The sequence below is a fragment of the Streptomyces sp. ATCC 21386 genome (assembly GCF_018728545.1).
In the GTDB taxonomy this organism is placed as follows: Bacteria; Actinomycetota; Actinomycetes; order Streptomycetales; family Streptomycetaceae; genus Streptomyces.
Window position 1 is genome coordinate 3,126,702 of sequence record NZ_JAAVVL010000001.1, and the last position, 14,510, is coordinate 3,141,211.

Annotated in this window: 12 protein-coding genes; 10 read left to right on the forward strand and 2 right to left on the reverse strand. The window is 73.1% G+C overall.

The window, feature by feature from the left end; translation table 11 throughout:
- Positions 1-88 precede the first annotated feature (88 nt).
- Positions 89-2,980 carry a DEAD/DEAH box helicase gene (locus tag GWK25_RS13660; RefSeq protein ID WP_251829766.1) on the forward strand — a complete coding sequence of 964 codons (2,892 nt, stop codon included), beginning with the start codon at positions 89-91 and terminating at the stop codon, positions 2,978-2,980.
- Positions 2,977-5,523, forward strand: a complete 2,547-nt coding sequence (locus GWK25_RS13665; RefSeq protein WP_308404231.1) for an SWIM zinc finger family protein — start codon at positions 2,977-2,979, stop codon at positions 5,521-5,523. The genes GWK25_RS13660 and GWK25_RS13665 overlap by 4 nt, the downstream gene beginning before the upstream one ends.
- Positions 5,524-6,350: 827 nt before the next feature.
- Here the strand turns inward: GWK25_RS13665 and GWK25_RS13670 are convergent.
- Positions 6,351-6,701: a hypothetical protein gene (locus GWK25_RS13670; RefSeq protein ID WP_251828853.1), complete on the reverse strand. Its 351-nt coding sequence runs from the start codon at positions 6,699-6,701 to the stop codon at positions 6,351-6,353.
- Positions 6,702-6,815: 114 nt separating this feature from the next.
- On the opposite strand from GWK25_RS13670, the gene GWK25_RS13675 reads away from it, so the two are divergent.
- The 3 genes from GWK25_RS13675 to GWK25_RS13685 all read left to right on the forward strand — a co-directional run bounded on the left by GWK25_RS13675 (position 6,816) and on the right by GWK25_RS13685 (position 9,962).
- A complete protein-coding gene (locus GWK25_RS13675) occupies positions 6,816-7,064 on the forward strand; it encodes a hypothetical protein (RefSeq protein ID WP_215450347.1) in 249 nt (82 codons plus the stop codon).
- Entirely contained in the window at positions 7,064-9,364 is a 2,301-nt protein-coding gene (locus GWK25_RS13680) for a cation-translocating P-type ATPase (protein WP_215450349.1), read from the forward strand. The genes GWK25_RS13675 and GWK25_RS13680 overlap by 1 nt, the downstream gene beginning before the upstream one ends.
- Positions 9,365-9,443: 79 nt before the next feature.
- Positions 9,444-9,962 (forward strand): copper chaperone PCu(A)C, encoded by a 519-nt coding sequence (locus tag GWK25_RS13685; RefSeq protein WP_215450351.1) that lies wholly within the window; start codon positions 9,444-9,446, stop codon positions 9,960-9,962.
- A gap of 131 nt (positions 9,963-10,093) precedes the next feature.
- On the opposite strand, the gene GWK25_RS13690 is transcribed toward GWK25_RS13685, so the two are convergent.
- A complete protein-coding gene (locus GWK25_RS13690; RefSeq protein WP_215450353.1) occupies positions 10,094-10,588 on the reverse strand; it encodes a copper chaperone PCu(A)C in 495 nt (164 codons plus the stop codon).
- A 362-nt stretch (positions 10,589-10,950) separates the two neighbouring features.
- Here GWK25_RS13690 and GWK25_RS13695 point away from each other — a divergent pair, with 362 nt between their 5' ends.
- The 5 genes from GWK25_RS13695 (at position 10,951) to GWK25_RS13715 (ending at position 14,128) form a co-directional block, all read left to right on the forward strand.
- Positions 10,951-11,166 carry a hypothetical protein gene (locus GWK25_RS13695; RefSeq protein WP_215450355.1) on the forward strand — a complete coding sequence of 72 codons (216 nt, stop codon included), beginning with the start codon at positions 10,951-10,953 and terminating at the stop codon, positions 11,164-11,166.
- A gap of 266 nt (positions 11,167-11,432) precedes the next feature.
- Positions 11,433-11,642 carry a hypothetical protein gene (locus tag GWK25_RS13700; RefSeq protein WP_215450357.1) on the forward strand — a complete coding sequence of 70 codons (210 nt, stop codon included), beginning with the start codon at positions 11,433-11,435 and terminating at the stop codon, positions 11,640-11,642.
- Positions 11,643-11,844: 202 nt separating this feature from the next.
- Entirely contained in the window at positions 11,845-12,480 is a 636-nt protein-coding gene (locus tag GWK25_RS13705) for an ATP-binding cassette domain-containing protein (RefSeq protein WP_215450359.1), read from the forward strand.
- The gene (locus tag GWK25_RS13710; protein ID WP_215450361.1) at positions 12,477-13,355 is read left to right on the forward strand and encodes a metal ABC transporter permease; all 879 of its coding nucleotides are present in this window, start codon (positions 12,477-12,479) and stop codon (positions 13,353-13,355) included. The genes GWK25_RS13705 and GWK25_RS13710 overlap by 4 nt, the downstream gene beginning before the upstream one ends.
- A complete protein-coding gene (locus GWK25_RS13715; protein WP_215450363.1) occupies positions 13,304-14,128 on the forward strand; it encodes a metal ABC transporter substrate-binding protein in 825 nt (274 codons plus the stop codon). The genes GWK25_RS13710 and GWK25_RS13715 overlap by 52 nt, the downstream gene beginning before the upstream one ends.
- The last annotated feature ends 382 nt before the right edge of the window (positions 14,129-14,510 follow it).

Below are 14,510 nucleotides of genomic sequence, written 5' to 3' on the forward strand. Positions count from 1 at the left end.
GTCGAGGCGCATGGCCGAGTCGAGAGCGGCTGACAGGAGCCGGACCGGAGAGGGCTCATCCGACCAGGAGCGGGAGGTGACCGAAGGTATGCGGGACATGGCTGTTCCCGAGGCCGACACGGCCGTACCCGCGCGGACGCCGGTCCCCGCCGTACCCGCGCGGACGCCCGTCCCCGCCGTGGCCGGGCGGACTTCCGTCCCCGTCCGGCTGGCCGCCGTCTTCCTCCCCGCCCCGCTGCCCCGACACAGCAGGTTCGCCTTCTGGGACCCGGCGGGCGCGGAGCAGCCTCCGGGCGCCGTCGAGGACCTCACCGTCGTACGACCCCACGGCTCCGGCGCCCGCCGGGGCACCGTCCCCGCACGGTGCCTGCCGGTCGGCGAAGCCCTTCCCCTGCTCACCCGAGCCCGCCGCGACCCCGCCGCCCACCCCGCCACGGCCTGCTGGGGCGCGGCCGCGCTGCACGCGTTGCGGCTGGTCGCGCGGGGGCGGCTGCTGCCCGGGCTGACCGCCGACGGATACGACGCCTGGCGGGCGGGACCGCTCGACCCGGACGACATCGCCCACCTCAGAGCCGTCGCCGCGGCCCTGCCGTACGAGGGCCACGCCGTCCCGCTGCCCGGCAGGGGACCGCTCCGGCTGCCCGAGCCGGAGGCACTCATGCGGTCCTTCCTGGACGCGGTCGCCGACACCCTCCCACGCGGCCCGGCGGCGCCGTACGTCTCAGGGAAACCCTTCGCCGCGCACGCCGGACAGCGCCTGCCGCACGCGCGCGACTGGGCTGCCGAGGTCGCCGCGGGCATGGACGCGGGCGTACGGATCTCCCTGCGCCTGGACCTGTCGGCGTACGACCTCTTCGACGACGTCGAGCGCGCTCCGCGCGCGGGCGCCGCCGTCGTCCAGGTGCACAGCCTCGCCGACCCCACCCTGGTCGTCGACGCGGCGGCGCTCTGGGCGGGCGACGCGGACGCGGCGTTCGGGCCCCGCGCGCGGGTGGACGCCGCCCTCGCCGTACGCCGCGCGGCCCGGGTCTGGCCGCCCCTGGACCGCCTCTGTGAACAGGACGTCCCCGATGTCCTCGCTCTCTCCGAGGACGAACTGTCCGACCTGCTGGGCGTCGTCGCGACCCGGCTCGCCGCGGCCGGTGTCGCGGTGCACTGGCCCCGGGACCTGGCCCACGACCTCAGCGCCCGCGCCGAGGTGCGCCCCGCGCCCGGCTCCGCCACGGACGGCACCGGCTTCTTCGAGAGCGAGGAACTGCTGCGGTTCCGTTGGCAGTTGGCGATCGGCGGCGACCCGCTCACCGAGGCCGAGATGGACACCCTCGCTGAGGCCCACCGGCCGATCGTCCGCCTCCGCGACCAGTGGGTCCTCGTCGACCCGGCCCTCGTGCGCAAGGCCCGCAAGCGCGAACTGGGCCTCCTGGACCCGGTGGACGCCCTGTCCGTGGCCCTCACCGGCCAGGCGGAGGTCGACGGCGAGACGGTGGAGGCGGTACCGGTCGGGGCACTGGCGTCCCTCCGTGACCGCCTGACGGCCGGCCTCGGCCCGGTCGAACCACCGCCGGGCCTCTCGGCCACCCTCCGCGACTACCAACTCCGGGGCCTGGCCTGGCTGGACCTCATGACCTCCCTCGGCCTCGGCGGCTGCCTCGCCGACGACATGGGCCTCGGCAAGACGATCACGGTCATCGCGCTGCATCTGCGCCGGGCCCGACCCGAGCCCACGCTGGTCGTCTGCCCCGCCTCCCTGCTGGGCAACTGGCAGCGGGAGATCACCCGCTTTGCCCCCGGTGTCCCCGTGCGCCGGTACCACGGCACCGACCGCTCCCTGGACGACCTCGACGGCGGTTTCGTCCTCACCACCTACGGCACCATGCGCTCGGCCGCCCCGCACCTGGCCGACCAGCACTGGGGCATGGTCGTCGCCGACGAGGCCCAGCACGTCAAGAACCCCTACTCGGCGACGGCCAAGGCGCTGCGCACGATCCCGACCCCCGCCCGCGTGGCCCTCACCGGCACCCCGGTCGAGAACAACCTCTCCGAACTCTGGGCCCTCCTGGACTGGACGACCCCGGGGCTCCTCGGCCCGCTGAAGTCCTTCCGGGCCCGGCACGCCCGCGCCGTGGAGAACGGCGAGGACCAGGACGCGGTCACCCGCCTCGCCCGTCTGGTCCGCCCCTTCCTCCTGCGCCGCAAGAAGTCGGACCCGGGCATCGTGCCCGAACTCCCGCCCAAGACCGAGACGGACCACCCCGTCCCCCTCACCCGCGAACAGGCCGCCCTGTACGAGGCCGTCGTCCGGGAGTCGATGCTGGCCATCGAGACGGCGGAGGGCATCGCCCGCCGGGGTCTCGTCCTGAAGCTGCTCGGCGCCCTCAAACAGATCTGCGACCATCCCGCGCTGTATCTGAAGGAGGAGGCGGGAGCCGCCGCCGGAGACCGCCCGGCCGCCCGCTCCGGCAAACTCGCCCTGTTGGACGAACTGTTGGACACGGTGCTCTCCGAGGACGGCTCGGCGCTGGTCTTCACCCAGTACGTCGGCATGGCCCGGCTGATCACCGCCCACCTCGCCGCCCGCGCGGTCCCCGTCGAACTGCTGCACGGCGGTACGCCGGTCAAGGACCGCGAACACATGGTGGACCGCTTCCAGAGCGGGGCGACACCGGTCCTCGTCCTGTCGCTGAAGGCGGCCGGCACCGGCCTCAACCTCACCCGCGCGGGCCATGTCGTGCACTTCGACCGCTGGTGGAACCCGGCCGTCGAGGAACAGGCGACCGACCGCGCCTACCGCATCGGCCAGACCCAGCCCGTCCAGGTCCACCGCTTGATCACCGAGGGCACGATCGAGGACCGCATCGCCGAGATGCTGGAGTCCAAGCGAGCCCTCTCCGACGCCATTCTCGGCTCCGGCGAGACGGCCCTCACGGAACTGACCGACCGAGAACTGACCGACCTGGTGTCGCTGCGGAGGTCGTCGTGAGCGGGGACACGGGGACGCCGGGCGGGGCGAGGGCGTGGAGCGGGGAAGAGGGCCGGGGAGCCGAGGCGGAGCGGACCCCGCCGGGGCAGACGGACGACGGTTCGCGGTCCGAGGCGGCGGAAGTGGCAGAGCCGGCAGCTTCGGGCGGGCCTGCTTCCGGCGCCGCGCACCGGCCTGCCGACGCGGCTCGTCGGGCACTGCGGGCGGCACGGGTACGGGACGGGCAGGGAGCGGAGCCCGGCGACGGCCGGGGCTCGGCCGCCGCTCCCGGTACCGGCGTGGCCGGGCCGAAGAGCGCGGCGGACGTCCCGGCGGCGGCGCGGCCCGGCGACGTGGCACGGGAGGCCCTGCGCAGGGCGCGGACGGCGGAGGACGCCTCGGCGCAGGCGACCACGTCGGACGCACCCGCTGCCGGCGAGGGCGATCCATTCGGCGCAGCCCCCGGCACGGCAAGTGCCATGGACGCCCAGTCCGGTTCGGCGGAGAGGCCGAGCGCCGTCCCCGGCGCGGCAAGTGCCTTCGACGCTCACTCCGACGACGGTGCAGCGGTCCGCGCCGGCGAAGACGACGCGGCCGACGCCGGGCCCGTTGACGTGGGCAGGACCGGGCGGCGGCCCGGTGACGTCGCCCGGGAGGCTTTGCGGGCGGCGCGTGATGCTGAGCGGGCCCGGGTCGAGGCGGAGGGCGCCCGCGCCGGGGCCGCGGGCCAGGAGGGCCGGGCCGCCCGGCGGAGCGGCGCGTCGTCGGCCCGGTCGCGGGCCGACCGGGGGACCTCCCCGAGCCCCGACAGCGGCGGGAGCAGCGGCGGGAGCGGGGAGGCAGTGGGACGCGGGGATCCGTGGGGCGCCCCGCGAGGCCGGGCACCCGGAGGAGTCCACGAGGAACGCCGCTCGGCAGGCACCCCCGCAGGCCGAACCCTGCGTGACCGTACGCGCGAGCTACGTGAACTGCTCGCCGGTGCCTTCGAGTTGCCCGCCGAAGAGCCCGATGCCGATGAGACCTCAGCCGTGCAGCCGTACGCCCGCACCGGCACCGGCACGGGCACCCGCACCGGCACCGGGTGGGATCGTGCGGCCGACGAGCCGGTGTCGCCGCACGAGCGCACACCCGGCGACCGCGCGTCGCGCGCCCCGGCCGCTCCCGACCCGGGGCCCGGACCCGACCTGCCCGGCACCCCGCCCCCGGACCCCGCCCTCCCCGCCGCTCACGTCCCGGACGCCCCCACCACCCCTCGCGTCCCCCGCACGATGGCCGCGCCCTCACGGGACGGTGAACTGCGGCGCACCTTCCGCCCGTTCCCGCCCCGCCCCTCCGCCGGGGAGGCGTTCGCGGAGAGCTGGTGGGGCAACGCGTGGGTGACGGCGCTGGAAGAGGGCGCCCTGGACACGGCACGGCTGGCGCGCGGCCGGGCGTACGCCGACAAGGGAAAGGTCGACGCGGTCACCGTCACGCCGGGGCTGGTGCTGGCGTACGTGCACGGCAGCAGACCCCGGCCGTACCGGGTGCAGCTCCGGCTGCGGACGCTGGACGACGCCGAATGGGACCGCTTCCTGGACGCGGCGGCGGCACAGCCGGGCCACATCGCCGCGTTGCTGGACAAGGAACTGCCCCACGCCCTGGCCGGGCCCGGGGCCCGACCAGCTGCCGGACCCGGAGGCCGGGGCGTGCGCCTGCTGCCGGGCGCGGGCGAGCTCGAACCCCGGTGCAGCTGCCCCGACTTCGGGCACCCCTGCAAGCACGCGGCGGCGCTCTGCTACCATACGGCGCGGCTGTTGGACGAGGACCCCTTCGTGCTGTTGCTGCTGCGCGGCCGGGGTGAGCGGGAGTTGATCGACGCGCTGTCACGGCGCAACGCGGCCCGCGCGGCGCGCGCCGCGCAGGAGCAGGAGCCCGCGCCGCTCCCGGGCGTACGGGCCCGTGACGCCCTGGCCCCGCGCGCCCTCCCGCCCTTGCCCGCCCCGGCACCCCCACCGCCGCACCCGGAACAGCCGCCGGTCTACCCGGGCGCGCCCGGCGGCCCCGACCCGTTCGCGCTGGACCAGCTGGCCACCGACGCGGCGGCCCGCGCGCACGCGTTGCTCACCACGGGCCGGGACCCGGTGGCCGAACTGACGCTCTGGCAGGACGCGGTGCGGCTCGCCGCCGCCCGCCCCGGCTCCGGTCTCACCGCGACCACCCGCGCCCTCTACTCCTCGCTGGCCGCCGCCACCGGTCGTACCCCGGCCGACCTGGCCCGCGCGGTCGCCGCCTGGCGCCAGGGCGGCCTCGAAGGGCTGACCGTACTGGAGGAGCCCTGGGACCCGCCCGCCGGCCGCTTCGACCGCGCCCGCCCCCTGCTGCTCGCCGCCGACCTCCCGGCCTTCCGCCCCTGGCGCAACCACCTCACCCACCCCCACGGTCACATGCAACTCCGCCTCGGCCAGGACGGCCTGTGGTACGCGTACGAGTCCGAGCCGGGTCACGACGACTGGTGGCCGAGAGGCACCCCGGACCTCGACCCGGTGGGCGCCCTGACCGTCCTGGGACCGGCCGACGACGACTGACCGCCCCCGCCGCCGGAAGCCCCGCCGGCCTCCGGCAGCCACCGACGCGGCCGGGCACCCTTCCCTCGCCCGGCCCCTTTCCCGTCGGGATCGGTCGTGCGACACGCGGGGATGTTTGTTCGATCCCTGGATCGGTCGTCGCGTGGAGACGGCGTGAGCGGCGTGTGACCTGTGTTGCGGTGAAGACGGTGTGAGAGTTGCCCGCCGATGTTCGGGAGTCGGCTGGGCGGATTCGAGGGCCTGGGACCGAGCACCGAGGAAGGGACGTTAGCGTGGAGCGGTGAGTGAGACGCAAACCCCCGCCCTCCAGTACCGGTTCGACGGGCCGGACGACGCCCCGGTCCTGATTCTCGGGCCCTCGCTCGGCACGACCTGGCACAGGTTGTAGAAACCGTCTTCAGGCGTCCACGTGGTCCTAAACGACACCGTTTGCGTAGGCGGAATCCCTGAGGTCCGGGAGACGCCCACGGGGTTGGTGACACGGGCGTGCCACGTGAGGCACCTCTGGCGGCCTGGTTCGACGGGGGATTCAGTGCAGACGGGGACCTGATAGGACGGGCCTCGCCGGCTTGCTCCGGCGAGGCCCGTCGTGCAGTTGTCAAGGCCGTCCTGGACATGCCTCCGCTCCGGAGTGCATGCCGATCGGTGCCATCTCCTGGCTCACGCCCCGAGCGCGCCTTCGGGGGCTGCTCACCACAGGGCGTCCTGCTCGGCTGACGGCTTGAGGGTCGGAGGTGTCGCGGCCGGGTGCACTCGCGTCTTGTTGTCGATGGCACGAGGTTCCGTCGTCACGGCGTCCGCGTCACGTAGCTGCCGGACGGCGTCGATCACTTGGGTGGGCCGGTAGACGGTTTCCAAGAGGCGTATCGCTTGAGCTCCGGGATGGTTCGTCCGTCGGGAGCTTCGGAGATGAAGTCGCGCAAGATGCGTCGCAGCGGAGCCGTATCGGGTTCGAATACGAGATCCAGCGTCTGTTGTTGGGTGTCTCTGGGGTCGCGGTAGCGGACGCCGTAGGAAGGGTCCACCTTCCACATGGCGTCCTTCATCTTCTCCAGGCCCAGTTCGTGCTGGGTGCCGAAGGTCAGGTATTCCATGAGGATCACGCGCATACGTTTCGGAAACCTGTGCAGAGCGTCGGCGAAGACCTCGTAGGTCCCGGCCCGCCTGGACTCGGCCATGCATGTGGTGCACGCCACACGCCAGCTCTGGAACTCATCCCTCGGTGGGCCCGACCACTGATGCGGTACGGCACGACCTGACCGACGCCGTACGAGGCGATCTGGAGACCAGGTATGGGCGAGTCCCGACAAACCACCTCCCGCGGTGCGGGTACGGCGCTGCGGAAGCTGGTGCCACCGCCCGCGCTGTGCGGCTTCCTCCTGCTGCTGGTGCTGATGTTCGCGGTGTCCTACACCGTCGGCGCGGCTGCCGGACCGGTCGCGCCCGGCATGCAGGGCACCACGCAGAACGGTGGCGGCGACGGGGGCACGGATATGGGAGACATGCAGGACGGGCACGACATGCCTGGGAGCGGCGGCTGATGAGCACGGAACCTGCGCTCGCGCTGGTGACCACGGACCTGACCGTCGGCGGGATGACGTGCGCGGCCTGTGTGCGACGGGTCGAGAAGAAGCTCGCCAAGCTGGACGGCGTCACGGCGACCGTCAATCTGGCCACCGGGCGGGCCCGGGTGAGCCATCCGGCGGCGATCCGTCCCGGGGAACTCGTCGCGACGGTCGAGAAGGCCGGCTACACGGCCGCGATCCCCGAGCCTCCCAAGAAGCGGCAAAGCAAGGACGACCAGAGCGAGGGGGAGACGGGGGAGACGGGGGAGGCCCGGCAGGAGCGGGACCGGCTGCTGATCACCGCGCTGCTGGCGGTGCCGGTGCTCGTGCTGTCGATGGTGCCCGCCTGGCAGTTCCGGAACTGGCAGTGGCTGTGTTTCGTGCTCGCTGCGCCGGTCGCCGTATGGGGGTCGTGGCCGTTCCATGTGCGCGCCGCGCGGGGGCTGCGGCACTCCACCGCGACCATGGACACCCTCGTGTCGCTGGGTGTCGTGGCGTCCTTCTCCTGGTCGGCGTACGCGTTGTTCCTCGGGGGCGCGGGCGAGCCGGGTATGCGGATGCCGTTCAGTCTGGTGCCCTCCGCCTCGGACGGCGTCGCGCACATCTACCTCGAAGCGGCCGTGGGTGTGCCGCTGTTCGTGCTGGCCGGGCGGTTCCTGGAGGCGCGGGCCCGGCACGGGACCGGTGCCGCGCTGCGGTCGTTGGCCCAACTCGCCACCAAGGAAGTGTCGGTGCGCGAAGGCAGCGCAGAACGGCTCGTTCCCATCGAGGAGTTGTGGGTCGGGCAGGTCTTCGTCGTGCGGCCCGGTGAGCGGGTGGCCACCGACGGGGAGGTGGTGGAGGGCAGCTCCGCCGTGGACCTGTCCCTGGTCACCGGGGAGAGCGAGCCGGTCGAGGTCCAGCCGGGCTCCGCGGTGATCGGCGGGGCCGTCAACGCGGGCGGACTGCTGCTGGTGCGGGCCACGGCCGTGGGGGCGGAGACGCAGCTCGCCCGCATCACCCGGCTGGTGACCGAGGCGCAGGCCGGGAAGGCGAAGGCGCAGCGGCTGGCCGACGCGGTGGCCGGGGTCTTCGTCCCGGTGGTGCTGGCACTGGCGGTGACGGTGCTCGGGTTCTGGCTCGGCGCCGGGGCCGACCCGCAGGCGGCGATCACGGCGTGCGTCGCAGTTCTGGTCGTGGCCTGTCCGTGTGCGCTGGGGCTGGCGACGCCGACCGCGTTGATGGCGGCGACCGGCCGGGGCGCCCAGTTGGGTGTGCTGGTCAAGGGGCCGCAGGCGCTGGAGGGTCTCCAGCACCTCGACACCGTGGTGCTCGACAAGACCGGCACCCTCACCTCCGGGCACATGAGCGTCGCCCGGGTCACCGCGGTGCCGGACGGCCTGGGCAAGGAGGCGGCACTGGGCCTGGCCGGGGCGGTCGAGCAGGGCTCGGAGCATCCGCTGGGCCGGGCGATCGTCTCGTACGCCCGCCGGACCCTGCCCGAGCAGCCGTTGCCGGATGTGCGCGACTTCCGCGCCGCGGCAGGCCGCGGAGTGCAGGGGCGTGTCGAGGGACGTCTGGTCGAAGTGGTCGCGCCGGACGACGAGTTGCCCCCGGCGTTGGCGGAAGCACTGCCGACGGTGGAGACCGCGGCGCACACCCCCGTCCTGGTGAAGGTCGACGGGGTGGCCGAGGCGCTGATCGAGGTCGGTGACGTCGTACGACCGGGAAGCTACCGGGCCGTGCATCGACTGCGGCGGCTCGGCGTACGGCCGGTGCTCGCCACCGGAGACCGGGAGGCGCCCGCTCGGGCCGTCGCCGCTGCTCTCGGCATCGAGGACGTGCGCGCCCGCTGCACGCCCGAGGACAAGGCCGAACTCGTACGCGACCTGCGGGAGGAGCAGGGCTGCCGGGTCGCGGTCGTCGGCGACGGGGTGAACGACGCCGCCGCACTGGCCGGCGCCGACCTGGGCATCGCCATGGGTACAGGCACGGACGCGGCGATCGGGGCCGCCGACGTGACGCTTGTGCGCGGCGACATCGAGGCCCTTGGGGACGCGGTGCTGCTGGCCAGGCGCACCCTGGGCACGATCCGCGTCAACCTCGTGTGGGCCTTCGGCTACAACGTCGTGACGGTGCCGCTCGCCATGGTGGGCCTGCTCAACCCGATGGTGGCCGCGGCGGCGATGTCGCTGAGCTCGCTGCTGGTGGTGGGCAACAGCCTGCGGTTGCGGGCCTGGCAGCCCTCCACCGCGCGGAAGCAGCGGACCTCGCCTGCCCCGAGGGGCGAGCGATGATCTCTTGCTTCGCGCCCACTCGGAGGCGAGCCCTGCCACCTCGCCATGCCGTGGCGACGACGATGATCAGAGGCCGCCGATGACCGTGCACCCCTGGCGCCCGACCCGCCGTCGGCTCGCCGACGCCCTGCTTTCCGCGCTCGCGCCCGTCGCCGTGTGCAGTGTCGCCCTGGGCGGCCTGACCGCCTGGACCTCCTCCGGCAACGCGGGCACCCCCGCGCGGATCGCGATCACCGACGCGCACGTCTTCATGCCGTACGGGAACACCCGGGACACCGCCGCGTTCTTCCGGATCACCAACTCCGGAGGTGCCGACGACCGGTTGCTGAAGGTGACCATGTCCGGCGCGGACGGAGAGACCGCGCTCAGCCGTCACCGCATGAGCAGTGGCCGGGCGGCGTACGCGGAGACGGTGGACTCGGCCGACGTCCCGGCCGGCGGCAGCCTTGCCATGTCCCCGACCGGTCTGGATGTGACGCTGCGGGCGAAGCCGGGGTGGCGCGAGTTCGACTTCGTGCCGTTCACGCTGCACTTCCAGCACAGCGGACCGGTCGAAGCGCTGGCGATCGTGGTCCGCCCCGGCAGGTTCGGGGTGTGACCGTGCCGGCACTACGGCCTTCACCTTGCCGTGGCGGACGAGGCGGGTCGCGGCCGGGGCGTCAGCGCGGTCCTGGCTCAGGCTGATCGCGGCGCCCAGCCCTCGGCTTGGCGAGCATGGCGACCATGCCCTCACCTCGGACGCGTGGTCACGGGCACTCGGACGCCGACCTGCCCGCTGTATCGGAACCACAGGTTGTAGCGCACGCTCTGGCCGGGCTTCAGCGCGGGAGGGTCCAGGATCACGACTCCGAGTCCGCCGGGGGCCATGAGCACCGTGCCGCCCGCGGGAATGCCGACGGCCCAGGCCGGCTCTGTGCGCCCCGTCCCGGTTCGGCGCACCGTACGGCGGATGACGCTGATCCCCAGATCCGGGGAGTCCGCGTACTGCAGAGTGTCCGGAGAGGAGCCGGTGTTGCGGATCTCGAAGTACGCGGCGGTCGAGCGCGCCCCCATGGGCGCGATGATCCGGGCGTCGACGACCTCGATCCTGGGCGGCGGGTCACCGGCCGCGCCCGTCGCGGTGTAGACGGTCAACAGGGCAAGCGCCGCGCAGCACGCGCCGAGGGGCACCACCGCGGCCCGTAGGGCGTGCATGACCGGGCTGTCCCGCATCACCGGACTCATCGGGCTTCTCCACTCCACACCTCAGAGGTCGGGGCGCACCTTGCCGTGGTTCCCGCCGCACCAGGGCGTCCTGTCCCGGACGAACCGGCAACGACGAACCGGCCAACCACCCACGTCGTCGCCTTCGCCTGCGACGCTGGAGGCGTGAGCGGGCTGGGCGGAGCTGACGCACCGAGGGGTCGAGCAGCTGCCGGCGATCGCATTCCTCAGGAGTCGGTTCGGGAAGGCGCCTGGTTCCGTGCAACCGCAGTGAGATGGAGCATCAGCCGCTGGCGACTGGCGATATGCGGGCGAGGGTATCTCTCAAGCAGTCCCGGGCGGTCACCCCGGTGAGCGCCCCGAAGCGCGAGAGGTTGTGCACGATGAGCAATGTTGACGGCCTGGAACCGGTGGCGACCTTCTGCGGCGACTGCGACTGCGGATGTCCGCAGTTGTTCGTCGACCCCGCCGCCCCCAACGACCGCCGCGTGATCCTCACGGATGACTTCGGGCAGCGCGTACAGATGAGTGCTGACCAGTTCTCGTCCATCGTCGCGGATGCCAAGGCCGGGAAGCTGGACGACATCACCACGGCCTGATCCCCGCCCTGGCTGCGACCGACACCTCGTTGCAGTCCGCGCTGACTCGGCGTCCGGTTCCGGCGTGCGGCGTCGGGGAAGCCTTTCGGCGAAGTCCGCGTCGACACCGGCGAGGGCTCGGCGCGGACTTGCAGTGCGAAGGCGGTCATATGGCGGGTTCCGGACATGACCGGGGCGACGGGACGCACATGCTGTGGCCCTGGGAACCGGAGCCCGCGAAGGCCGCCCCCATCTGGACGCGGGCGCGGACCGGCGGATCCTGGCCCTTGACCGCTGCCACCCTGGCCGTGCCGGCCGGTGGCTACGCCTGGCTGGGCTCTGCCTTCGGCGGCACCTCAGGCGCCCTGGTCGGCTGCGTCGCCGGACTCGTGCTGAGCGCGCTGTTGCGTCTGCTCGTGGAGACAGCGATGTCGGGCCCACGACGGGTGCGCCACCGAGGGTCCGGCCTGGCGCGCCCGAGGCGCACCTCTCGGTGACGTCACACCTTCTCTGACCGTTCTCGTTCCTCCGGTCGTCGTCCTGGTAGGGACGAGCCTGGTCGTCGCCGAACGGCTCGGGCTCGTGCCCGGAGGCAGACGCGCGCAGACGACACCGCGAGGCTTCGTGAATTCGCCTGGCTCGTCGGGAACTCACGGCCCTCCCTCTCCGACTCCTTTCGGGGAACGAGCAGGAGGTGGGATGGACGGTCTGGATGTGCGGATGCGTGAAGTCGCCTGCCGACACGGCCGCGTTGAGGCCGTACGCGGTGTGGATCTCGACATCGGGGCGGGCGAGCGGGTCGCGCTGACCGGTACCAACGGGTCGGGCAAGACCACGCTGATCCGCGCGGTGCTGGGCCTGCACCGCCAGACTGGCGGGCAGATCACGGTCGGCGGCCGGGGCACCGGTACGGCGGCCGAGTGGGCGTGGCGGCGCCGGGCGTGTGCCTGGATTCCGCAGAAGCCCGCTGTGGGGCGATTCCCCTTGCTGGCACACGAGTTGCTGGCCAGCAGCCGGGCACGGGCCGAAGCCGTGGAGGCGGCGGAGAAGCTGGGCGTCGGAACGCTGACCGGACGGCCACTGCACACGCTGTCCGGGGGACAGTTGCAGCGCATGTATCTGGCCCGTGCGGTCGGCTGCGTCTCCGCCGGGGCGGGGGTCCTGCTGGCCGACGAGCCCACCGCGGCCCTCGACTTCGCCGGGCAGGGGGAGGCCGCCGATGTCCTGCTGTCCCTGCCGGTGACCGTCGTGGTGGTCACGCACGACCGGGCGCTGGCCGACCGCTGCGACCGGGTGCTGGAGATGGCAGCCGGCCGGCTGAGGGAGGTCCGGTGAACACCCTCGCCGCCGCCGACCTCGGGCCGCTCCTCCAGCTCATACCCGTCCAACGGGCAGGTGCCGCCCTGCTGTTGGCCGCGATCGGCCTGCCCGTGATCGGCGTCGTCATCGTCGGGCTGGACATCATGCCGGTGCGGTTCGCGATGATGCACGTCGCCCTGCTGGGCATCGCGATCGGGCTGCTGACCGGGCTCGATCCCATGCTGTGCGCACTGGTCGCCTGCGCCCTCGCCGGGGCCGGGGTCGCGCCGCTCGCCCGCACGCCGGACGGGCTGTCGGGCGCGATGGGCCTGCTGATGAGCCTGGCGATCGCCGCCGCGCTGCTCGTCCTGGCCGTCTCCGGAGTCAACGCACAGGGCGCCTTCGCGCTGCTGTGGGGCTCGATCCTGTCGGTGGGCACGGCCGACCTGTGGCTGCTCGGCACGCTTGCCGTCGTCGTACCGGCCCTGTTCTGGTGGCGTCGCCGCGACCTCGCCCTCCTGCTCTACGACCGCGAACTCGCCCTCTCCTCCGGGGTACGCGTCGACCTGCTCACCCTCCTTCTCCTCGTCCTGGTCGCGGTGTCCGTGGCCGGGGCCATCAAACTGACCGGCGCGCTGCTCGTCGACGCGCTGACCCTGCTGCCGGCGCTGGCCGCACGGCGGCTGGGCACCTCCCTCAAGTCCATCACCGCATGGGCGGTCGGCATCGGCGTCGTCGTCAACCTCACCGGGTTCCTGATCGCGCTGAAGCTCGACTGGCCGCCCGGACCCGTGCTCGTCCTGACGGCCGGGATCGTCGTCCTGGCCGTCCATCTCATCCCCGAACGGAGAATCAGCTCATGGCGCGCATCCGCGTCCGCATCGCCCGTGTCCCTTCCGTCCTCGCACTGAGCCTGAGCGCCGCGCTCGTCCTGACCGCCACCGCGTGCGGTTCCGACAAGGCCGACAGCGCGGACACGAGCACGAGTGGGCAGAAGAACGACGACGCCCCTGTCGTCGTGGCCACCACCACCTGGGAGGGCGCCTTCGCCAAGGCCGCAGGCGCGAAGGACGTGAAGGTCATCGTCCCGTCGTCCGCGCAGCACGCCCCGGACTACGACCCCAAGCCGTCCGACCTCACGGCCATCGCGGGCGCCGACTTCGTGCTGTACGCGCCCTTCGAGCCGTACGCGGAGAAGATCAAGGAAGCGGCCGGGTCGGACGCGAAGCTGGTCGAGGTCGGCCTCGACAACGACGCCGACAAGGCGAGTGCCGAAGTCGCCCGTCTGGGCAAGCTGTTCGGCACCGAGGACGCCGCCGCGAAGTGGGACACGTCCTTCAAGAGCGAGTACGGCACGCTGCAGAAGGAGCTGAAGGAGGCGTGGCCGGACGGCAAGGCCCCGGCCGTCGTCGCCCAGGTCTTCTCCGTCTGGTCGGCGAAGATGGCGGGCGCGGAGGTCAGTGGCACGTACGGTCCTGAGGCCGTGACCGCCAAGAAGCTGTCCGACCTGGCGAAGAAGAAGCCCGCGTACGTCTTCGACAACGTGCACATGACGACGGGCAAGGTGCTGCCGGACTCGGGGGCGAAGCAGGTGGAGATCGTCAACTACCCCGGCAAGGACCTGGACCTGCTGGCGGTCTACAAGAACGCGGCGGACACGATCAAGAAGGCGATGGCCTTGTAGCGAGGGGGCTTCTGCCGAGCGGGTGCGGCGCCGTCGGGGGATTGCCGGTGGCCCCGCACTCGTACGGTCCGGTGATCCCCTTCGGACACCCGGTACCGGGGTTGAGGTGCCGTTCTCGGTGTTGTGGGTGTGCATCTCGCTCCGGCGATCGCCGCGTTCACAGCGGGGGCCGCGTCAGGGCTGAGCGGGAACTGTGCGCCCGGCGCGACCCGACTCATACTCATGGGGCAGGTCGCTGCCGCGGACTCCGCCCATCCGAGCACCGAGACCGCAACCCGCTGACCGCGGGACGAGAGCCTGCGTCAACGACGCGCGGGGCCGGAGCCACAGGAGGTGGCTCCGGCCCCGCGTCGTTGACCCTTCCGGCGAACTGGTCGAGCCA